The sequence below is a fragment of the Pseudoalteromonas sp. M8 genome, assembly GCF_018141365.1.
Classification (GTDB): Bacteria; Pseudomonadota; Gammaproteobacteria; order Enterobacterales; family Alteromonadaceae; genus Pseudoalteromonas.
In genome coordinates this window covers 564,761-585,688 of sequence record NZ_CP047239.1, presented here as the reverse complement: position 1 = coordinate 585,688, position 20,928 = coordinate 564,761, and the positions used below count along the sequence as shown (strand labels likewise).

The 20,928-nt window shown below is 44.2% G+C and carries 15 protein-coding genes; 5 read left to right on the top strand and 10 right to left on the bottom strand.

All coding sequences use genetic code 11. From position 1 onward, the window contains the following. Window positions 1–405: 405 nt before the first annotated feature. The 9 genes from GSF13_RS02305 to nudB all read right to left on the bottom strand — a co-directional run bounded on the left by GSF13_RS02305 (window position 406) and on the right by nudB (window position 8,940). Window positions 406–1,641 (bottom strand): ABC transporter permease, encoded by a 1,236-nt coding sequence (locus GSF13_RS02305; protein ID WP_174170652.1) that lies wholly within the window; start codon window positions 1,639–1,641, stop codon window positions 406–408. Continuing rightward, window positions 1,641–2,831: an HlyD family efflux transporter periplasmic adaptor subunit gene (locus GSF13_RS02300; protein WP_174170653.1), complete on the bottom strand. Its 1,191-nt coding sequence runs from the start codon at window positions 2,829–2,831 to the stop codon at window positions 1,641–1,643. Before GSF13_RS02300 ends, GSF13_RS02305 begins: the two co-directional genes overlap by 1 nt. Beyond that, complete coding sequence (locus GSF13_RS02295) at window positions 2,828–3,982, bottom strand: HlyD family efflux transporter periplasmic adaptor subunit (protein ID WP_174170654.1); 1,155 nt, start codon at window positions 3,980–3,982, stop codon at window positions 2,828–2,830. The genes GSF13_RS02300 and GSF13_RS02295 overlap by 4 nt, the downstream gene beginning before the upstream one ends. Then, window positions 3,972–4,922 (bottom strand): HlyD family efflux transporter periplasmic adaptor subunit, encoded by a 951-nt coding sequence (locus tag GSF13_RS02290; RefSeq protein WP_211865889.1) that lies wholly within the window; start codon window positions 4,920–4,922, stop codon window positions 3,972–3,974. The genes GSF13_RS02295 and GSF13_RS02290 overlap by 11 nt, the downstream gene beginning before the upstream one ends. After that, complete coding sequence (locus GSF13_RS02285) at window positions 4,904–5,590, bottom strand: ABC transporter ATP-binding protein (protein ID WP_010607436.1); 687 nt, start codon at window positions 5,588–5,590, stop codon at window positions 4,904–4,906. Before GSF13_RS02285 ends, GSF13_RS02290 begins: the two co-directional genes overlap by 19 nt. Window positions 5,591–5,818: 228 nt before the next feature. After that, a complete protein-coding gene (locus tag GSF13_RS02280; protein ID WP_010607437.1) occupies window positions 5,819–6,271 on the bottom strand; it encodes a hypothetical protein in 453 nt (150 codons plus the stop codon). A 5-nt stretch (window positions 6,272–6,276) separates the two neighbouring features. Beyond that, entirely contained in the window at window positions 6,277–7,227 is a 951-nt protein-coding gene (locus GSF13_RS02275; RefSeq protein WP_010607438.1) for an SPFH domain-containing protein, read from the bottom strand. A 143-nt stretch (window positions 7,228–7,370) separates the two neighbouring features. Further along, the gene (locus GSF13_RS02270) at window positions 7,371–8,492 is read right to left on the bottom strand and encodes an alanine racemase (protein ID WP_010607439.1); all 1,122 of its coding nucleotides are present in this window, start codon (window positions 8,490–8,492) and stop codon (window positions 7,371–7,373) included. 7 nt (window positions 8,493–8,499) lie between these two features. Next, the gene (gene nudB / locus GSF13_RS02265; protein ID WP_206471155.1) at window positions 8,500–8,940 is read right to left on the bottom strand and encodes a dihydroneopterin triphosphate diphosphatase; all 441 of its coding nucleotides are present in this window, start codon (window positions 8,938–8,940) and stop codon (window positions 8,500–8,502) included. A 501-nt stretch (window positions 8,941–9,441) separates the two neighbouring features. Here nudB and GSF13_RS02260 point away from each other — a divergent pair. Next, on the top strand, window positions 9,442–11,349 hold the full coding sequence (locus GSF13_RS02260; protein WP_174170659.1) for a M6 family metalloprotease domain-containing protein: 1,908 nt from the start codon (window positions 9,442–9,444) through the stop codon (window positions 11,347–11,349). A gap of 202 nt (window positions 11,350–11,551) precedes the next feature. Continuing rightward, entirely contained in the window at window positions 11,552–12,850 is a 1,299-nt protein-coding gene (locus GSF13_RS02255; protein ID WP_206471153.1) for a PAS domain-containing methyl-accepting chemotaxis protein, read from the top strand. A 682-nt stretch (window positions 12,851–13,532) separates the two neighbouring features. On the opposite strand, the gene GSF13_RS02250 is transcribed toward GSF13_RS02255, so the two are convergent. Beyond that, window positions 13,533–15,380: a choice-of-anchor I family protein gene (locus GSF13_RS02250; protein WP_211865887.1), complete on the bottom strand. Its 1,848-nt coding sequence runs from the start codon at window positions 15,378–15,380 to the stop codon at window positions 13,533–13,535. Between the two features lie 318 nt (window positions 15,381–15,698). Between GSF13_RS02250 and GSF13_RS02245 the strand changes: the two genes are divergently transcribed. The 3 genes from GSF13_RS02245 to GSF13_RS02235 all read left to right on the top strand — a co-directional run bounded on the left by GSF13_RS02245 (window position 15,699) and on the right by GSF13_RS02235 (window position 20,810). Further along, on the top strand, window positions 15,699–17,252 hold the full coding sequence (locus tag GSF13_RS02245; RefSeq protein WP_211865885.1) for a CHRD domain-containing protein: 1,554 nt from the start codon (window positions 15,699–15,701) through the stop codon (window positions 17,250–17,252). A gap of 199 nt (window positions 17,253–17,451) precedes the next feature. Continuing rightward, a complete protein-coding gene (locus tag GSF13_RS02240) occupies window positions 17,452–18,828 on the top strand; it encodes a glycerophosphodiester phosphodiesterase family protein (protein ID WP_102058538.1) in 1,377 nt (458 codons plus the stop codon). A 236-nt stretch (window positions 18,829–19,064) separates the two neighbouring features. Continuing rightward, window positions 19,065–20,810 (top strand): methyl-accepting chemotaxis protein, encoded by a 1,746-nt coding sequence (locus tag GSF13_RS02235; protein WP_206471149.1) that lies wholly within the window; start codon window positions 19,065–19,067, stop codon window positions 20,808–20,810. Window positions 20,811–20,928: the final 118 nt, after the last annotated feature.

The following is a 20,928-nucleotide window of genomic DNA, read 5'->3' as shown; positions in this document are numbered from 1 at the left end:
AGTAAAACAACACAAGTCATACGAGCATTCTTTGCTCAAATAATGCTTCCTGTTATTTTTGAGTTAAATCGGATAAAAGTTTACCTTGTGGCGAAAAAAAGTCCAATAAAAAGCATGCTAGTTAACCTGAATTCGAGATAAAAAGTAAGTTAAACCACTAAAACCACTAAGTTCAAAAGCGTAATATCACTCTAGCCAGAAGTTATTTCTTAATACAAGGCAAATTTGTGCGTCAATAGCTGGCCTATTGCAAGCAAATTTAACGCAGTAGTAAGGGATAACGTCTGCTAGAGAACAAGTTGTTATCCCGAGTTCTGGTTAGTTAGTGACTTTGGTCACTGAGCTGTATGCGAAAAAGTATTTTAGTCTCAAAATAAAGGATGGCGTTAGTGCCTTCCTAATTGGTTAGTCACTTTGTAAGGCTTCGATCGGGTCTAGCTTTGAAGCCTTGATTGCGGGATATACACCAAATGTTAAGCCAACTAAGGCACAAATACTAAAAGAAAGAATAATAGCACTCAAAGACCAAGAAACCGCCCAGTTTGAATAAAATGCAATTATCTCTGAAAGTAAAATACCAAACACCACGCCTAATAGCCCTCCGAGTATCGAGATGGTAAAACTCTCTGTAATAAACTGAACTTGAATATTTTTCCGAGTCGCACCGATTGCGCGTAATAAGCCGATTTCTTTGGTCCGTTCAAGTACGGTTGCAAGCATGATATTCATAATCCCAATACCGCCAACAAGGAGTGATATACCTGCTACGCAAGACATAACCATATTAAAAATGGCTTGTGTTTGTTTTTGCTGAGCAAGAAGCGCTGCGGGAATGGTCAACCTATAGTCATCAATATCGCTATGACGATTGGTTAGAATGTTAGTGATAGCTTGAGATGCCAAAATTGGACTCTGAGATTTGTCGATAGCGAGTTTTAGTTCGGTAACCTCTGGTTCAAGTAATCCCTTATTGAAGCGATGAATTGCGGTCGTTAGCGGAACAAAAATACGGCTTTGCTCGCCTCCTAATGCAACGCCTTGAAACTCCTTTTTGTTCAGGTGCGGCGCTTGCAAAATGCCAACAACCTCAAACCATAAATGATTGATTTTTACTTGTTGGCCAACAGCGCTCCCGAGGGGAAAGAGTGTTTTTGCAGTATTGGCGCCGAGTAACGCAACCTGCCTATATTCTTTGCTATCTTCAGTATTTAGCAGGCGACCAGCAGCGAGTTCATAATGCGCAAGGCTAAAATAGTTTGCTGTGACGCCCGCGGCTTCCCCTTCAAACCTGCCGAATTCGCTAAATATCTGGTAGGTATCTACTAGCCGTTCAGCTGAAAAATCACTAACAAAGGGCAGGGCGTCTACAATCACTTGGCCGTCTAATAAATTAAGACCTTGCGAGTGCTTTCGTTGTTCCTTTAAGTCATTTTCTTCAATGTCTTTGGCGCTGACAATAACATTATTGATCCCCATAGAATCGATCATCTTAAGCGCTTCACGTTCAGCACCTTCACCGATGTTCAACATAGCAATAACAGCACCCACACCGAAAATCATCCCAAGTAAGGTCAATAGGGTTCTGAGCTTATGTTGCTTTAATTGCACAATAGCGTCGGTAAATAAATCCAAATATTTCATTACAGTTCCTTATTCGCGACAAGTGCAATTTGTTGCTTGGGCGATAAACCAGAAAGTACTTCAGTATGGCTTAGGTTGCTTTGGCCTAATTCCACTTTTACGCGTTTAAACTGACTACCGTCTTTAACTTGAACAAAAAACGCATTGTTATCATTAATCACGCTGTGTTTAGGCACGAGTAACGCTTCTTTATTTTCTTGGACAAATAATGTAGCAAGCACCTTATTACCAGGTTTAAAGTAGGCTGGAGTTTCATCAAGGCTCGCTATGACCTCGTAGTATTTTTGTGGATCTCCACGACGAATAGATTGTGGGTAAGGTGACACTTTGGTGACTCTACCATCAAAGCGCTCATCGCTATTGGAGAGCAGGGTAAACCTAACCTTTTGACCAATCGCAAGGCCAAGTGCTTCTTTTTCATGAACGAAAAGCTTAGCTTGCAGGGATGAGATATCTGGTAATCCCCCAATCTTTTGCCCAGGCCATAGCGCTTGCCCTGATTTGGGTTTTTCACCACGCCAATCGGCACTGAGAGTGAGTAAGCCATCATGTGGCGCGATGACTTCAAGACCTTCTAAGTTTGCGTTGTACATCGCAATTTTGCTTTCATGCTGTTTTGATTGCAGTTTTAACAGTTCCATTTCTCCAAGAGCTGAAGATGAAAACTGCTCTGTCTGCCAGCCAAAATAAGCTTCTTTTGCATTGAGGTACTCAACATTTTGCATTTGATCTAAAATGTCGAGCTTTGAACGGATCCGTTCATCGTCAACTGAAAAGGTTTCAGCAAAGTGTTTCTCTTCACTGACGATAACCTTATCGCTATCTAAATGGGACTTTCTTGTGGTTAAATCACTATCGGTGACCGTGATATCTTGTGCGACTTTGCCTTTGTCGAATTCACTAAAGCGTTTTCGTCTTTCTAATTGGCTGCCATCGAATCGTGCAATAACATCGCCTTTTTTCACCTGAGTATACTCAGGCATGATCCATGCGAGCGTCTGAGCCCCTCTCGCTGAAGTTGGGGCGGATATGACAGTTTCACTTGCGGCCTCCAATTCGCCTTCGGCATTAACGGTGATAGCAAAAGGCTTCGACTCCACAGTATATAATAGTTGCGCAGGCTGTTCAGTTGCTTCTTGGCAGCCAAGTAACCAAAGTGGGACAATGATCGCGAGTAATGTTTTTCTCATAGCTTTACCTCCGCGCCTTGACTAATTCCAGAAGAAATCACGGCAAGCGTCGGTGTGGTATAAGAGACGGTTACCTCTTTTTCTCCGCTATTAGTGTCTATAAACACTTTATCCGCACTTTGTTTTAACGCGTTTAATGGCACGGTTAAGGCGTTATCGAGTTGTGCTGTCACTATCTCTACACGAGCGGTCAATCCTGGCCGCAGCTTTTCAGTATCGACCTTATCCAGCTCAATAATGGCATCAACAATGCGACTTTTATCTTGATGTGACTTTTCCCTAAAGGCCTTTCCTATTTCAATGAGTGTCCCACCGACAACATATCCGTCGGCACTGTCTATGGTAACTTTTACTGCTTGCCCCAATTTTATCCGTCCAAAATCGGCTTCTTTAATTTGTGCTTTTACCTGCATTTGTTCAATAACCGATAGCTCAACAACTGGTTGACCAAACTGTATGGACTCACCCACACTGGGTTTTTCTCCTTCCCTGTTTGCGCGATATGCAACTAACCCATCCATTGGCGCTTTTACTTGTAAACGCTCTATGTCACGTTTTAGTTCTTTTACTTCAGCATCCATTCGTGCAACCTTGCTTCTTGCCATTTGGATACTCAGTTCTTTGTTGTTTAGATGAAAAGCGAGTTTGCCGCGGGCAAGTTCTAAATCATTGGTTGCAATGGTGAAATCGATTTGCGCCTTTTTTCGGTCGTTGTCTGAGCGTGAGTTATCTATGATCTCTGCGCGGCGTTTTGCCTTATCGAAGTTCATTTGCGCTTCAGCGAGTGCGAGTTTGTATTCTTCTTCTTGCTTCTCGACTTGAGCTTGTTTATTTTCTAGCTCTTTTTGCGCTTGACTTAGCTTCGAATTATATTCCATCAAGCGATCTCTAACGGTTTGATCGTCAAAAGAAACAACGGTTTGGCCTTTTTGAACCGTGGTATTCTCTGGCATTAACTGCTTTATCTTGTACTGCCACATACGCTTGATTGAAGGAGGGGCTATCAACGCTCGGCTTTTTGATTCTAATTCACCATTTGCTTCTACAGTGATAGTGATTGGCTGTGCCTTAACGATATGTATATCGCTGGGGGCCTGACTGCAGCCAAGTAAATAGAGTGGAATAATTATTGCCAGCAAATTAACTTTCATTTTTCTCTCCTGGCAAAGTTATGCTTCCGCTCATGCCTGGCAGCAGTGGCAAATCGGTGTTGAATGTGAATTTAGCCCGAAAATACATGCCTTGGCCCCAGTCTTGGCGCTTTTCAGGTTGTGTTGATAGCTCAGTGAGCGTACCTAGCGTTGGTGATGAGCGAAAGGCGTCAAATTTTAAATCGGCGGTTTGACCTTCCTTAATACCAAGAGCATCTACTTCATGGATCCACGCTTCTAAATACAGACCTGCTGTAGAAGGTATTTCTGCTACTTTCCAACCTGTTTGTACAGTTGCGCCAGCAAACAACTTGTTGCCGTGCCAAGGATTGTCCGCATACAAAATGGGCCCGCTATTATTGGCCGTTAGACTCATTTTTTCCAGTTGTTCTTGGTTGTGCGTAAGGCTTGCTTCTAGACGCCTTATCTCTAGATGCTGTTTCCGAGTATTTGCCTTTGCTTCAGTTTCTGCCTTGCTTAAGCTGATTTCGGCTTTATGATTTTCGATAATCGCCTTTTCTAACGTCAGCTGGTGTTGCTCGTAGTCGTAGGTGCTGATATTGGCTTTTGGCACGCTCGCATCTATCTTGGCTCTTTCGACGAGCAAAATGGTTTTTTTCAACTGAAACTGAGCTTCGAGTACCTTTTGGGCGCCGTCTTGCTCAATTCGTTTGTACTCATCTTTTGCAGCATCAAGCGCCACTTTATCTTGGTCAATTGAGGTCGCGATAGAGCCAGAATCGTAGACGACGACAATATCCCCCTCATTGGCAACTTCCCCTTCGGGCAGCATCCACTGAATTTGCGTTTTCCAAGAGTCGCTCATCGGTGCGTGAAAGACCTGAGTTTCACCTGCTTTAATAAGGCCTGAGACGATAATTGGTTTGGCAAAAGCCTGCAAAGAGGTGAGCAGGGCGATGCTTATGATGTAGTTGTGCATTGGCTATCCTCGACTTTTTCGCCATCTTTCATTCTGATGATACGCTCGGCATATGCTGCAATATCGTCCTCGTGTGTTACCATCACAATGGTATGGCCTTGCTGGTGTAGCTGGCATAGTAACTCCATGATTTCATGTGAGGTTTTACTATCTAAGTTACCAGTTGGTTCATCGGCAAAAATGACTTTTGGCTCATTAATGAGTGCCCGTGCAATGGCAACACGTTGGCGTTGTCCGCCTGACATTTCGAAGGGTTTATGATGTGCTCTGCTATCAAGACCTACTTTTTTTAGCATGGCAAGTCCGCGACTTTTTGCCTCTGATGGGGAAGTCTCTGTGTACCTTAGCGGTAGGATGACATTTTCCAGTGCGGTTAGGCGAGTAAGTAGATGGAATGTTTGAAAGATAAAGCCAATTTTTTGATTTCTAATTTGTGATAAGGCTTCATCTTCCACGGCCTGAATTTCTTGATTAGCAAGATAGTAAGAGCCGGAGGTCGGAGAGTCCAAGCAGCCAAGTATATTCATTAAAGTAGACTTCCCAGAGCCAGAAGACCCCATCACTGCGACAAATTCACCTTCCATTACTTCTAGAGAAACTGATTTTAGTGCATGCACTTGTGTCTCTCCGCTTCCGTATACTCGGCTTAAGTTTTCGACCCGAATCATTGTAGGTTATAATCCCTTGTTTTTTTATTATATTTTATTCATGGTTCAGAGGTGTTTAACCTTGTACCTAAATTTGAGTGTAACTGTTGTGCAGGATAGAGTAAACCGAGAAGGTACTAGACGAAAAGAGAATAAGGTAAAAAGTTGTTTCTGAATACAGAGAGTTGTTGAAAATGCCTAACAACATTTGCTGCTAGGCACTTTGTTCGCAAGGCTATACCAATTGGCTTAATTTGGCTCTACCCAAAACGCTCCAACCTCTTTTTTAACCACTTTGACTTGTGTTCCTGCGGTGATGGGTTGTTTACTTTTTAGTTGCCATGCAATACCAGAATAAGTATGAAAAATACGACTATCTGGATTTAAGTCCTTTTCTAGCGTAAAGCTAAGCTCAGCAAAATCACTCGTTACTTCTTTGTTGTCAGTTACATCTTGCATACGTCTTAGTGGTTTCCATAAAAACACCGCCAGTAATGTCGTGACTAGCGCATTAAACCAAAGTGCAGTTAGCCAAGTTTGGTCAAGCATACCTGCGTACATTAAGCCGCCGCTTATCACCAACGATAGACCTAAAAAGAACAATACAAAGGTCGCAAAACCAAGCACAGCAACCTCAACAATTAGGCAAGCAATTCCTAGTACTACTAAGGTTTGTGCTAAGTGCTCAAGTAAAAAGGCCATAGGCGTTACCCTTGCTTTTTATTCAATGTGTTAATAATAGACATGCCTTGTGCGACAAGCGAGCTTGCATCAGTGCCACTTTCTGGCAGCAATACCACAGAAGATTCTTTGGCTATTGCTTCTTTTGCTGCAATGGCTTTTGTTGCCAAGTCAAGCTGGATGGCCTTTTGACCTTCTTCGGTATTTGCGGCTTCACCGACTTTACGCAGGGCTTCAGCTTGTGCGTCTGCAACGGCAATGATCGCCTTTGCTTCACCTTCGGCGCTTAAGATCTGCTCTGCTTTTTCGGCTTCAGCTGCAAGTACTTGTGCTTGCTTCTTACCTTCTGCGACATTGATTGCAGCTTGACGGTCACCCTCAGATTCTAATATTTGAGCACGTTTCACACGCTCAGCCTTCATTTGTGCTTCCATTGCTTCCATTACAGAGTTTGGTGGCACAATATCTTTAATCTCGTAGCGCAGTACTTGAATGCCCCACGGATCAGAAGCTGAGTTGATGGCGGTGACGATGTTGGTGTTAAGCAAATCTCGTTCTTCAAAGGTTTTATCCAACTCCATTTTGCCCAATTCACTACGCATGGTGGTTTGCGCGAGCTGAGTTACCGCGAAGATATAATCGTCAACACCGTAAGTCGCTTTATACGGATCTAAAACCCTAAAATAGAGTACACCATCGACAATCAATGAAATATTGTCTTTGGTTATGGCTGATTGAGACGGTACATCAACTGCTTGCTCTTTTAAGCTTCTATCGGCGGCTACACGATCGATAAATGGCAGAATAAAGTTAAGGCCGGCTTCTTTAGTGGATTGATACTTGCCGAAACGTTCAATAATCCACGCACGGTTCTGCGGGACAAATTTGATACTACCTTTTAGTACCACGATAACGAAAATCAATAAAAACGCTTGAATGGTAAAAAGGTAATCAAAAATAAGTGTGACTGGATCCATGTTAGCTCTCCTACTACATAAGAATTGTTCGCATCAAATGCATGTTCCTAATATAGATGAACGATTTGTGAATTACCATTGGTAAATTTACTTTATGCTTTAGAGAATCGGATTTGTATTGTTAAAGGCTGTAAGGTGAAGAGCTACCACCCCCCAAACCTTGGCCAAAACTCGATGTCATCATGACTTAACACATGATAGCCTGAGTGTTGAGCGGCTGTTGCACATGCATGATTCGGTAAAATACGTAGTAGGTCACCATGTTTCACGTCCGGTAAGGTGAAGCCAGGTTCGCATTCAATAACGCCATGTTCTTGATTCGCTGAGGTTACTTTGAGTCCAGGCAGTAAATTACCTTCTTGGTCACACACAAGGCCGTAGCCACAATCAAACGCTTGACTCGCGGTACCCCTGTCTCTGGAAAGCGCCATCCAACCTGCATCTATAAAGAGTTTATTTTCACTACGCTTGATACCAGTGACACGTGTTAACACGCTTAGTGCAATATCTTCGATATCACATATGCCGATACCAGCCATAACAAGGTCGAAGAATGTGTAGACCCCAGCTCGCACTTCAGTGATCCCATCTAGGTTTTGCGTTGACAGCGCTGTTGGCGTAGAGCCAATACTCAGCACTGTTGTGGCAATCTGGGCTTCTTCCAACATCGAGGCGGCAGCCACAACCGCTGAGCGCTCTTTCTCTGCAAACTGTATTAGCTGCTCTAGGGTGTTACAGGCGTATGAGCCGCCTGCATGTGTAAGCAAGCCCTGATATAAACCACCGCTTTCCAGTATGGTTGCGATTGTCACGATCTCTTTGTTTTTAGGACTAAGTCCTGCCCGATGTCCGTCACAGTCGATTTCTATCAGACAACTAATTTTACAGCCATTTTCCGCGCAAAATTGAGAGACAAACATAGCTTGTTCCATGCTGTCTAGTAGTATGGTTAAATTGACACCTTGATTGATAAGGACAAGAACGCGTTGTAACTTATCCTCTGTTATCCCCACCGCATAAGTGATATTGGTGTAACCTTCCGCTGCAAACGTTTCTGCTTCTTTTAGGGTGGAAACCGTACATCCCGCTTGCTTGTCGGCCAAAATATAGTTTGCGGCTGCAGTAGATTTTACCGTTTTCAAATGTGGGCGAAGAGCCACATTAAAAGCATCAAGATGCTTTTCCATGCGTGAAAGGTTATGTAAAAAAGCAATTTTATCAACAACTAAACATGGTGTTTGTAAAGATCCTAATGATGTAAACATAGCTCAATCATACTCCTATAAGTTCTATTGCCTGTCGATTGCTTGGGGACCAGACGCGTTCACAAGCGTGTGTTTTGTTTAGCCAGATAAAGTCCGTGTGTTCATCTTCAGCAAGTACCACGCTGATCCATGACGGTACTTGGACACTAAAAACATGCTCAGTGTTCATGGTAACACCCGGTTCATAGCGATGGCGCCACTGTGGTCTTATCGTGTATTGATTCGTTTTATTATGCGAGTGGATGGTGATCCCAAGCGCCGCGGCGTCAATGCTGGTTTCTTCTTTTAACTCTCTATAAGCGGTAGCCATTGGAGTTTCACCGGGATCAACTCCCCCAGTTACCGATTGCCAAAAGTGTTTGTCGTCTGCCCTTTGTAATAGCAAAAACTCATTATGCTCGTTGTATATTACGACTAACACCGAAATGGGTTTACGTAGTGCCGACATGGTTTACATCAAATCAGGAACATGTACTTTGAGTTTAACTAGTTGAATCGCACTCGGCAATTGGTCTAAAGCGAATTTTGGACAAAAAAAAGCAGGCCATACTGGCCTGCATAAAAACTCCAATAGCAACAAGCTGTGCCAAGGAAATCCCAATAATGCCAACATCCTAGTCGGCAAGCTCTACTTCTCGGGAGTTCAATTGTGACTTTAGGCACGCCTAGTTACGCAGGTAAAAAGGTGCAGCCCCAAAGGAACGAGACCAATGCTAATGTAATGTTTAGTACTTGTAAACTATAAATTGAAAAAAATAGTTTAAATGGGCTTTTTTTGCTCACATTGAAATGTAAAAGCTTCTAAAATGATGATATTGTAATCGTTGTAACTATTTGTTATTTATCTAATTGATAAATTTTGTACCTTTAATGGGCTGGTGGTTGTTGCAATTTTGTATCCTTTCTGTATGTTAACGAGTTGTACAACATGTAACCTAGGAAAGGAAAAATGAAATTAACATCAGCAATTATCGCAACGTCATTATTGGCAACCAGTGTCGCAGTAAACGCGGCTATACCTTATAAAAATGAACAGTACCAATTTACCCAACCAAGTGGTGAGGTGATCACACTTATCCTTAATGGTAATACGTACTTTGCTCAGCAGCGTACAATTGACGGCGAGCTTGTAGTGTATGACGCCTCGCTTAAAGGCATGGCTTACGCTCAGGTTTCGGCCGATGGTGAGCGACTTATATCAACAGGTAAGTTAGTTACTGAACAAGAAAAACTGGGAATAAAAAGTCGCTCAGTTTCAACTGAGCGGCAAGGATTATCATCCGCTGCTATTGCAAAAAAAGTAAAAGCGGCACAACAAGTAATGTTGGGTCAAAACCAAACACCTGTCGACTTGGTACATACGCATCAGTTTGAACGCAATAACAATGAAACGGCGTTGAATGCTGAGATCAGTGGTCAAGTAAAAGGGTTAACCATCATCATTGATTTCCCTGATGAGCGCGGCACTATCACAAAAGCGCAAGTTGAGCGTTTTTTAAATGACCAAAATTACAATGAATTTGGTAACGCGCAGTCAGTAAGAGGGTATTTTTCGTCGGTCTCTGGAGGCAAGCTCGATTATACCAATACGGTAACGGCTTATTACACCGCAAAGAAAAACAAAGCGTATTACGCGGATAGCGCATTAAGCTCAACAGTACGCTCGCAAGAACTCATAAAAGAAGCGCTAAATTGGCTTGAATTTCAACAGGGATTTGATTTTAGTTCGCTGACTACAAATGGTAGCGGGCAGATCCGTGGGTTAAATATTTTTTATGCTGGCAACTCTGATAGTGCATGGTCTAAAGGCTTATGGCCACATATGGCAAGGCTCAGTCCACGTTTTTGTGCTGATGGCGTGTGTACCGATCGCTATCAAATCACTGATATGGGAAATAGCCTTGCAATTGGCACCTTTGTCCATGAATCTGGTCACTTGATCACAAATTGGCCCGATCTTTATGATTATGATGGCAGCTCAGAGGGCTCTGTCGCAAGTTTTGGTGTTATGGGGTTTGGCGCGATTGGCGCTTCCAACCGTTTTAAGCCGACGCCACCTGTTGCACACTTTAGAGCCATAGCTGGTTGGGATACGGTAACTGAACTTAATCCAGCCGTAAATGCCAATGCCCCAACAGGAAGGCTCAGCCATATTTCAGGCGCTAATAGCTCATATAAATGGACCAACCCAAGTAACGCGAATGAAGCTTTTTACATTGAGGCTATTCATCAATCGGGACAAAACTCAGAGCAACTCGATTCAGGTTTGGCTATTTGGCACGTTGATTCCGCGGGCAATAACTCGAATGAATGGTATCCGTATATCCAAATGGAGCATGGTGATGCCAAGCGAGATCCTGAAAATGGCCGAAACCGTGGGGATAATGGCGATTTATTTGATGTGGCAGGAGAGTTTAGCGCCACACTGCCGAATGCGTTGAGTAGCAAAGGGACGAATGCGCTATGGTGGAATGGAAGCGACTCGGGCTTGTCCATCAGCAATATTTCTGATCCCGCTGCAGAGATCCAATTTACCGTAAGCGGTAGTACAACCCCACCACCAGCGGGAGATGTTTACACTGGATACTTAACGGACAAGCAACAAGCCATACAACCTGACGGCAGTTGGTTTCAGTACAGCGGTGGCACAATCGCACTTACGTTAGAGGGACCTACAAACGCAGACTTCGATTTGAAACTCGAAGCTTGGCAAGGTGGTGCATGGCAACAAGTTGCCATTTCGGAGACGCCGACCTCACAAGAGTCAATTAACTATACGGCAAATTCAGGTTACTACCGCATCTTGGTTTATTCATACAGCGGTGCGGGTGATTACCGTCTGATGGTACAGAAGTAGTTAACCAAAGCGCTGCACTGGTTGGTCAATACAATTGATATAATGCCAAGTCGCGTTGCTTGTGTGGTAAGCGCGCGGCTTGTTTTTACTTCGGTGGATACTCTAGTGCACCAAATTCCACTTTCTTATCTATAATTCATACTTTATTACCAAAATTATGATAATAATGCGGTCATGCATATTGTTTGTTATGGAATAGCTTATGAATTTTTTTCGAAAGCCAAATCAAGAAGTTGAAAATTTGACCGCTGAACTCAAGCGTGCTCGGGCATTACTTTCTGCGATTGATGAAGCGGTCGCAAAAATTGAATTTACACCCGATGGTCAAATAGCAGCAGTCAATCAACATTTTCTTGCTGTCGTGGGTTACACAGAGGCTGAAGTGATAGGGCGGCACCATCGTATTTTTTGCCATAAAGACTATGTAAGTTCTTCGGAATATCGCAGTTTCTGGGCAAGCCTTCAACGTGGCCAGGCTCAGTATGGTAATTTTGAACGCTTTACCAAAAAAGGTGATGTAGTTTGGCTTGATGCTACCTATTTCCCAGTTGAAGAGAATGGCAAAGTCACCCGTATTGTTAAAATTGCGAATGATATCACAGCAGAAAAGCTCACTATCAAAGCACAAGAAGCGATAGCTAACGCACTCAATAAGTCCATGGCAACCATAGAGTTTACACCAGAGGGCGTTATTTTAGATGCGAATCCAAATTTCACGGCTACTGTGGGTTATAAACTCAGTGAGATTAAAGGTCAGCATCATCGAATGTTCTGTGACGACAGCTTTTATAAAGAACAGCCACATTTTTGGCAAGAGCTGGCAAAAGGCCAGCATAAAAGTGGTCGCTTTCATCGCTTAGGTAAACATGGCGAAGATATTTGGATTGAAGCAACGTATAACCCTATCTTTGATGAACATGGCAAAGTCATTAAAGTGATAAAGTTTGCAACAAATATCACGGCGCGGGTGCAAAAAGCGCATCGAGTCGCACAAGCTGCCGAAGTTGCGCAGGTGACATCAGAGCAAACCGAGCAAATAGCAGCTCGTGCAAGCTTGCTGTTGCAAGAGTCTGTCAGTACCTCTGGGCTTATTTCTAATCAAGTGCGAAGTGCAATGGCCGCAATAGCACAGCTTAATGAACAGTCAAAAGGGATTTCGGCAATTGTGTCCACCATCAGCGCGATTGCGGAGCAAACCAATTTGTTAGCTCTCAATGCAGCGATAGAAGCCGCCAGAGCGGGCGAGCAGGGAAGAGGGTTTGCGGTGGTAGCCGATGAAGTAAGAAGTTTAGCAGCACGTACCTCGCAGTCGACCAACGAAATCAATGATGTAGTAAATCAGAATGAAGTGTTAACTAAAGAAGCCACGGCACTGATGAATACGGTGTCTGAAAGCACAGAGCTTGGTCTTGCACAAATCGATGAAGTGAACAAAGTGATGAATGAAATAAAGCAAGGTGCAGAAAACCTCACAAATACGGTTAAAGGATTGTCAGAATAACCTAAAGATCGCCGCGTAAAGCGGCTCCCACCAAGGGTTTAAGTATGTTGTAGGAGCGGATTCACCCCACGCTCTTTTCCCAAATGATCGCCGCGTAAAGCACCTCCCACCAAGGGCTAGAATATGTTGTGGGAACGGGTTCACCCCGCACTCTTTTCCCCAATGATCGCCGCGTAAAGCACCTCCCACCAAGGGCTCGAATATGTTGTGGGAGCGGGTTCACCCCACGCTCTTTTCCCCAATGATCGCCGCGTAAAGCACCTCCCACCAAGGGCTCGAATATGTTGTGGGAGCGGGTTCACCCCGCGCTCTTTTCCCAAATAATCGCCGCGTAAAGCGGCTCCCACCAAGGGTTTAAGTATGTTGTGGGAGCGGGTTCACCCCGCGCTCTTTTCCCCAATGATCGCCGCGTAAAGCACCTCCCACCAAGGGCTCGAATATGTTGTGGGAGCGGGTTCACCCCGCGCTCTTTTCCCAAATAATCGCCGCGTAAAGCGGCTCCCACCAAGGGTTTAAGTATGTTGTGGGAGCGGGTTCACCCCGCGCTCTTTTCCCAAATAATCGCCGCGTAAAGCGGCTCCCACCAAGGGTTTAAGTATGTTGTAGGAGCGGATTCACCCCGCGATCTTTTCATCAAGATCGGCGCATAGAGCACCTCCCACAGCGACATAATGTGAATGCTTTATTTTTCAGCGATTTGCCATACTGCAACTGAGCCGGAAATTTCATTACCGATCACCAATAAGGCTTTGCCAGTTGCACTTTTGTCGGCAGGAATAAATGCCATGCCCTCTGGGGCTAAGTCGCCACTGATTTCGGCATCTTCAACTAATCCGCGGTTGTAAAAATAATCTTCAAACTTAACATCGTAAGGATTGGTGATATCGTAAACCATGATACTACCCATACGCTCTAAGCCAACGAATGCAAAAGTGCGTTCACCAATTTGACCAAGCGCTAGTGCTTCCGGCTCTGGGCCTTTTGCATCAGATCGCGTATCGCCTTCATTGGTGTCTTCATCATTGTTAAATTGTGCGCCATGCACGGAGGCTGTGATCCGCTCGATTTGATCGCCAGAGTCGAACACCACAAGGCCGTTGCTATCCCAAATGGTGAATGAACGTGCACCATAGGTGTACAGCGCTTCATATTGGCCGTCATTATTTTCATCGCCTTTCACCGTTGTAACTTTAAGGCGACCAATGTCGTCATCGTCATTATTGAGATAAGCAAAGTTGCTTGCTAAGGTAAGATCTTCGGCACGGCTCTCATCAATGTACGCTAAACAACCATCATCTTTATCGTAATCTAGGCCACCTTTTGCGGTGCAGTCGGCTTCATCCGCAGCATCAAAAAAGTATTCTCTACCATCACCTTCATTGGCAGAGACAATAAAGTTCGCGCCTTTCCACGTGTAGCTAGAGATAGTATCTGGCTGATACATGCCGTAAAGACCGGGGTACTTTTTAAAATTGATCTTTTTATCTTTATCCGAGGCATCCATGGTGTAATTTGACCAGTCTTTGAATCCCAAACCGACTAAATTAAGGCTATTGTCACTGAGATCTACGATAGCGAGTGCGTTGTTTTCTTGAATTGAAACATAGGCGAAGCGGTTGTCTTTAGAGATGGTGACATATTCCGGTTCTAAATCCATCGCAACTGTCGTATTAATAAGTTTGCCATTGATAGTGCGACCAGTTGGATTGGCGAAGACAATGCCTTGTGCTTCTAGCTCAGCTTGCTTGGTGTTAAATGCGCTAAAGTTTAATTGTATTGCTGTATTTGCAACTACGCCATTTGTAATGTTGATAATGCTGATGCTACCTTCAGGATCAACGCTGTAGTCACCTGCGGGTTCCCCTTCATTTGCGACCACGACTTTGCTGCCATCATGAGTAAAGGTAACCATATCAGGTAGTGCACCCGCCGTTACATTTTTAACAAAGGCCGGAGTTGCACCTGAGATATCATAAAAAGCGATTTGTCCTGCGCCACCCGTAGTCTTGGCAGCCATTGCAACTGCCAATAGTTGGTTGTTTTCGTCAACTGCAATACTGTTTGCGTCGCCGGGGGTATTGTCGTTTAAGTTGATTGTCATGGTTGATGTTAAATTTGTAGTGGTAATAACACCTTCATTATTTTTGACCAGAGCGGCCGTATCAAAGCTGGTTGCTGGAATAACTTCAACCACAGCGGCACTGCCTGAACTATTAATGGCATATATCCATTTTTTGGATGCTTGGTAAGCGACAATTTCAGCGGCGCCTTCAGGGCTTTCTGCATTAAGCACTGCGCGTCCCACAAGACTTATTTCAAGCATGCTATTGGCGTTAGTGCCATTGGTTCCGTCTTGTCCGTTTGCTCCATCTTGGCCGTCGGAGCCATTTGTACCATTTTGACCATCGTTACCATCTTGTCCGGCAACGCCTTGTTGCCCTTGCGAGCCTGTTGCGCCATCGTCACCATCAAGTGAACAGCCAGTGAGAAGAGCAAGCAAAGAGAGCGCGATAAGTGAGTGCTTAAACATAAAATATCCTGATTATTATTGTTAAAGCAGCTACTTAATCACAAAAATATGACTCTTATATGGCAATGAGGTTTCACAATTATTGTGAGAAATTCATTGATATCACTGAGCTGGAAGTAATGCCATTCAAGCGTTAGTACCATCGGTATCAAAGGGTGATCAGGCAAAAGTTGGTATTGCGGTTGGTGCAATTAGGTACAGACAAAAAATATACAATAATTTTGCAAGTTTGATGAACTTTTATTCAAAGCTGTTCGTAAGGGTTAGCTATGGGTGACAAAAGTCATTCTTTTTAACCGAGTCTACAGGATGAGTATAATGAAAAAGTTTATAGTAAGTGCCAGCTTCATGCTTCTTATGGCATGCAGCGATAATGACGATAACGATACTGTTACACCTCCGCCACCGCCGCCAGCCCAAGAGTTTTCAGCGACTAAGACCTTTGAATTGATGTTATCAGGAAAGCAAGAAGTGCCGATGAATACGTCAATGCAAACCGCTTCCGCAACAGTTGAGCTTGATGAAAATCTGATGCAACTCAGAGCAACACTCGACTACAGCAACGTCGAAGGTTTTAGTGCTGCACATATTCACGATGGTGATTTGGGGGCGAATGGCGATGTGGCATTCGCCTTTGAAGCATCAGATGACAATAAAGTGAGTATTCCGATCACAGATCTGTCTGAGGATCTAATTGAGGATATGTTGGATGGTGATTGGTATATTAATCTACACACCGAAGCCTTTCCAAACGGCGAGTTACGCGCTCAGATTGTGCCTGACACGGTAAGCGTGATCACGTTCAAATTAGATGGCTCACAACAGGTGCCAATGAATGAAAGTAGTGCCATGGGGTATGGTTATGCGTCATACGACAGCACCGACGGCGAGCTTTACCTTCGCGCGGTGACTATGGGCGTTGATGGTGCCACTGCTGCACATATTCACACTGGCCGCATTGGTATGAACGGCGATGTGCTTGTGGTGTTAGAGCAGGACGACGAAGTAATGACAGATTGGGTAACTCCCGATGACACGATGATCGACGAAGCGACGTTGAATGTTTTGCTCTCGGGTGGACACTACGTCAATGTTCACACGCCAGAGCTAACAAATGGTGAGATCCGCGGCCAAATCCTGACGGACAATTACGCAGTTGCTACATTTGACTTATCCGGCAAACAGGAAGTGCCAGCAGTAGCAACAATGGCATCCGGTGATGGCTATGCCCTTGTTAACACTGATAACTATGAAGTAGAGCTCAGAGTTGTCACTAGCGGTGTTGAGGATGCAACGGCGGCACATATTCATACCGGTCGGATCGGCATGAATGGTGATGTTTTAGTTGGCCTTGAGCAAAGCACCGATGATATGAATGTATGGATGACGCCAGACAACACCATGATCAATGCTGAGATTTTTGCAGTGCTCGCGTCGGGTGGTCACTATGTTAATGTGCATACACCAGCAAATGCGAGTGGTGAACTACGTGGCCAGATCCTCACTGACAACTACACTTTGGTAGCGTTTCCATTGAGTGGCGAGCAAGAAGTCCCAGCCGTTACAACCACAGCTACTGGTAGTGGATATGCTTTGGTAAATCGAAACGGCTTCGACCTTGAATTACAAGTCCTCACCTCAGGTGTTGCCGATGCAACGGCTGCGCATATACATACTGGTATTGCTGGTGAAAACGGCCCTGTTTTACTAACGTTAATGCAAGATAGTAGTGATGTCAATCGCTGGATGGCTCCGGCCAATGCTGCATTGACAGCGGAAATATTTGCGATTCTGGCTGGCGGTGGTCACTACGTGAATGTGCATACACCAGCAAATCCAAGTGGTGAGTTAAGAGGTCAAATAGTTAATTAAACGCTTAGGTAATTATCTCGCATCTAAGAGTCTGTTAACTGCAGGCTCTTTTTCTTTATATTCAAATTACACAACCATTATCCAGTCAGGGGAGTTATATTTAGTTAAAAATATGTAACCAAAAAATCATGATTTGTTCCCGTAATCGTAATACAAAGCGTCTAGCGTAAGCCTTCTTTAAAATAATAATGGTATTACAATGAATAAGATAAGCGTTTGTTCTGCGATCGTAGCTGCATTATTACTGAGTGCATGTGATGATGATTCTGTGGAGGTTGTGCAGGTTGAAAAGCCGGTGATCACAACGGAGACTGAAATAAAAGTCGTTGAAGTTCCGGTAATTGTGGAAGTGCCAGCAGGTAGCGCAAGTGCCATGCAAGTGGGCACACGGCCTGATTTCTTGATTCAAGATATGGAAGACAGTGCACTCAAAACTAAGCTTGAGCAGTGTGCTAACGGACCTTTTTATAAAACAGACTTTTCAATTGGACACCGTGGTGCGCCAATGCAGTTTCCTGAACACACCAAAGAATCTTATATTGCGGCAGCTAAAATGGGTGCTGGGATTTTAGAGTGTGACGTTGCTTTTACCAAAGACAAAGAGCTGGTTTGTCGCCATTCACAATGTGATTTACACACTACAACAAATATCTTAGCAACGGATTTAGGCCAAAAATGTACAACACCATTTGTACCAGGCGATCCTGAAAATGGAATTGCAGCCCAAGCTATGTGTTGTACCAGCGACATTACTTTGGCTGAGTTTAAGACATTAAAAGGTAAAATGGATGCCGCGAACTCAATGGCTACAACTGTAGCGGAATATATGGATGGCACGGCAAATTGGCGCACCGATTTATATTCGAGCCGTGGCACTTTAATGACCCATGCCCAGAGTATTGAGTTATTTAAAAGTTTAGGCGTGAAAATGACGCCAGAGCTGAAGACTCCGTCTGTCGCCATGCCTTTTGACGGTTTTACACAAGAAGCCTACGCACAAAAAATGATCGACGAATATAAAGCCGCAAATGTAGATCCAAAAAATGTCTGGGCGCAGTCATTTAATCGTGACGATGTCGTCTATTGGATAAAAGAAAATCCAGAGTTTGGTGCACAGGCAGTGTATTTGGACGACAGATACGAAGCGCAAGCAGTAGACAATGAAACCATGGTATCAGCAGAGCAAATCGTGCATAACCCAGAGCTACTTTCACCAACGATGGAAGAGCTTGCAGCGGATGGTGTTAACATTATCGCACCGCCACTTTGGATGTTATTAACCGAAGAAGGGGGGAAAATCGTTCCCTCACCATATGCCAAAGCTGCAAAAGCAGCAGGGCTTGGGATCATCACTTGGACACTAGAGCGCTCTGGTCACTTAGCCAGCGGTGGTGGTTGGTATTACCAAAGCATCAACGGAAGTCTGTCAGGTGAGGCGATGATAGATAACGATGGTGATACCTTTAAAGTGCTAGATGTATTGGCCAAAGAGGTTGGCGTAATCGGCGTATTCTCTGATTGGCCAGCAACGACCACTTACTACGCAAGCTGCATGGGCATGCCTGCCAGTATTTAAGCGGTGTTTATTGTGGTAGGAGCGGGTTTATCCCGCGATCTTTTTTCTAATTATCGCCGCATAAAGCGGCTCCCACCAAGGATTTGAATATGTGGTAGGAGCGGGTTTACTCCGCGATCTTTTGATTTGGCTCTCACTGTTATTATGTCAACTCCATTTGTTCCTAATTCTATGCTAGAAGAATCTCAACCCCTGCACTAGTCTTTATTGTGAACGCTTTAATAAAGGCTAGAATCATGAAGTTAAACTCTATCCGTATCCTCATGACCACTATATTCGGTGGCATTATTGTTTTTGTCGTCATCGTTACCTTATTGGTTGTTAACATGTACAACGCCTTGCTTGATTTTGAGCAAATGGCGGACAACCGATATAAAGCTTATCAACTGGCCGACGAATTAAGACAAAGCTCCGACGATTTAACGCGATTGGGCAGAACTTATGCGGTAACTGGTAACGATAAATACGAAAAGATGTATATGGATGTATTAGCGATCCGTAATGGTGAAAAGCCAAGGCCTGAAGGCTACCATAAAATTTATTGGGATTTGGTGCTTAACTATGGTGAGAAACCAAAACCAGACGGTCAGCGAGAAGTATTACTCGATGCTATGAAAGCGGCGGGCTTTAGCCAAAAAGAGCTCAACTACTTAAGTGAGGCACAAGCCAATTCCGATGGCCTTGTTGCATTAGAAGTTGAAGCCATGAACGCCGTAAAAGGTAAGTTTAAAGATAGTGCCGGTAATTACACCATCCAAGGCGAGCCCGATTTGAACAAAGCGGTTAAGCTTACCCACAGTGATGATTATCATCGCTATAAAGCCAACATCATGAAGCCAGTTGAATCGTTTTTTACTGAACTTGAAAGCCGCACCAAACAAAATGTTGTGCGAGCTCACAGTGCTGTAGAGTCTTATGTTTTGTGGGCTATGATGATGTTAGTGATAACCGTATGCTTCAGTTTATTTGGCGTGTACTTAGTTCGTCGTCGTATCGTGAAACCGATAGAGTTACTTGGTAGGACTTTTGAAGAGATAGGTAATTCAAACGATCTTAGAAAAACGGTAGACGAAAGCGGTGCAACTGAGATTAAAGCGGTGGCCAATATCGTAAATCGTATGCTCAGTAGCTTTAAAAATACAGTAACGAACATCGGCTCAGCGGGTGGCGCGATGTCGCAATCTTCCAAAGAAGTGGCGCACTTTATTCGCAGTAACAAAGAGATAAGCGAAGAACAAAACGCCCGTCTTGAAACCATTGCTACGGCTGCGGAAGAAATGACCGCGACACTCAATGAGGTCACGTCCAGTACCGTGAGTACCGCAGATTATGCGAATCAGGTTGAACTTGAAGCACAGCGGGGGATGGAAGTGATGTCGCAAACCAGCCAGCAATTTAGTGAGTTGTCAGTGCGCTTTGACGAAACTGCTAATATTATCTCTGAGTTGACTGAGCAAAGTGACCAAGTGTCAAATGTAGTGAGCGTTATCCAGGCTATTGCGGAGCAAACTAACCTGCTTGCATTAAATGCTGCTATCGAAGCGGCAAGGGCGGGAGAGCAAGGCCGCGGTTTTGCTGTTGTTGCAGATGAAGTAAGAACCCTTGCACAAAGAACCCAAAAATCCACAGAAGAAATTCGCGATATCATCAACCAGCTGCAAACCAAAGCGGGGAGTGCGAATACCGCCATTCAGCAAAGTCAGCGCCAAGTGCAAGCGACGGAAGAGCAGGTGATGGTATCTTCCGAAGTGCTCGACAGCATCTTTGAAGCTGTAAGCAAAATCAAAGATTTGACTCAGGGGGTTGCTACCGCCTCACAGGAGCAGTTATCGGTAACCGAAGACATTAACACCAATATCAATGGCCTGAGTGATATTTCTAAAGAAGCGATTAAGCGGATGAATGAGTTTATGGCCATTGTTGAGCAGTTAGAGCAAACCAGCCACCGTCTCAACGATAATGCGAGGGAGTTTACTGTTTAGCACGTAGGAAGCACTTTACACGGTGGTCTCTTCTTTACTGATCGCCGCCTACAGCGCCTCCCACTAAGGGGTTAAGTATTTTGTATGAACGGATTCACCCCGCGATCTTGTCTCTAAT

Coding starts and splice junctions, on each gene's coding strand:
- GSF13_RS02305 (WP_174170652.1), bottom strand. CDS start 1,641: ATGAAATATTTGGATTTATTTACCGACGCTATTGTGCAATTAAAGCAA.
- GSF13_RS02300 (WP_174170653.1), bottom strand. CDS start 2,831: ATGAGAAAAACATTACTCGCGATCATTGTCCCACTTTGGTTACTTGGC.
- GSF13_RS02295 (WP_174170654.1), bottom strand. CDS start 3,982: ATGAAAGTTAATTTGCTGGCAATAATTATTCCACTCTATTTACTTGGC.
- GSF13_RS02290 (WP_211865889.1), bottom strand. CDS start 4,922: ATGCACAACTACATCATAAGCATCGCCCTGCTCACCTCTTTGCAGGCT.
- GSF13_RS02285 (WP_010607436.1), bottom strand. CDS start 5,590: ATGATTCGGGTCGAAAACTTAAGCCGAGTATACGGAAGCGGAGAGACA.
- GSF13_RS02280 (WP_010607437.1), bottom strand. CDS start 6,271: ATGGCCTTTTTACTTGAGCACTTAGCACAAACCTTAGTAGTACTAGGA.
- GSF13_RS02275 (WP_010607438.1), bottom strand. CDS start 7,227: ATGGATCCAGTCACACTTATTTTTGATTACCTTTTTACCATTCAAGCG.
- GSF13_RS02270 (WP_010607439.1), bottom strand. CDS start 8,492: ATGTTTACATCATTAGGATCTTTACAAACACCATGTTTAGTTGTTGAT.
- nudB (WP_206471155.1), bottom strand. CDS start 8,940: ATGTCGGCACTACGTAAACCCATTTCGGTGTTAGTCGTAATATACAAC.
- GSF13_RS02260 (WP_174170659.1), top strand. CDS start 9,442: ATGAAATTAACATCAGCAATTATCGCAACGTCATTATTGGCAACCAGT.
- GSF13_RS02255 (WP_206471153.1), top strand. CDS start 11,552: ATGAATTTTTTTCGAAAGCCAAATCAAGAAGTTGAAAATTTGACCGCT.
- GSF13_RS02250 (WP_211865887.1), bottom strand. CDS start 15,380: ATGTTTAAGCACTCACTTATCGCGCTCTCTTTGCTTGCTCTTCTCACT.
- GSF13_RS02245 (WP_211865885.1), top strand. CDS start 15,699: ATGAAAAAGTTTATAGTAAGTGCCAGCTTCATGCTTCTTATGGCATGC.
- GSF13_RS02240 (WP_102058538.1), top strand. CDS start 17,452: ATGAATAAGATAAGCGTTTGTTCTGCGATCGTAGCTGCATTATTACTG.
- GSF13_RS02235 (WP_206471149.1), top strand. CDS start 19,065: ATGAAGTTAAACTCTATCCGTATCCTCATGACCACTATATTCGGTGGC.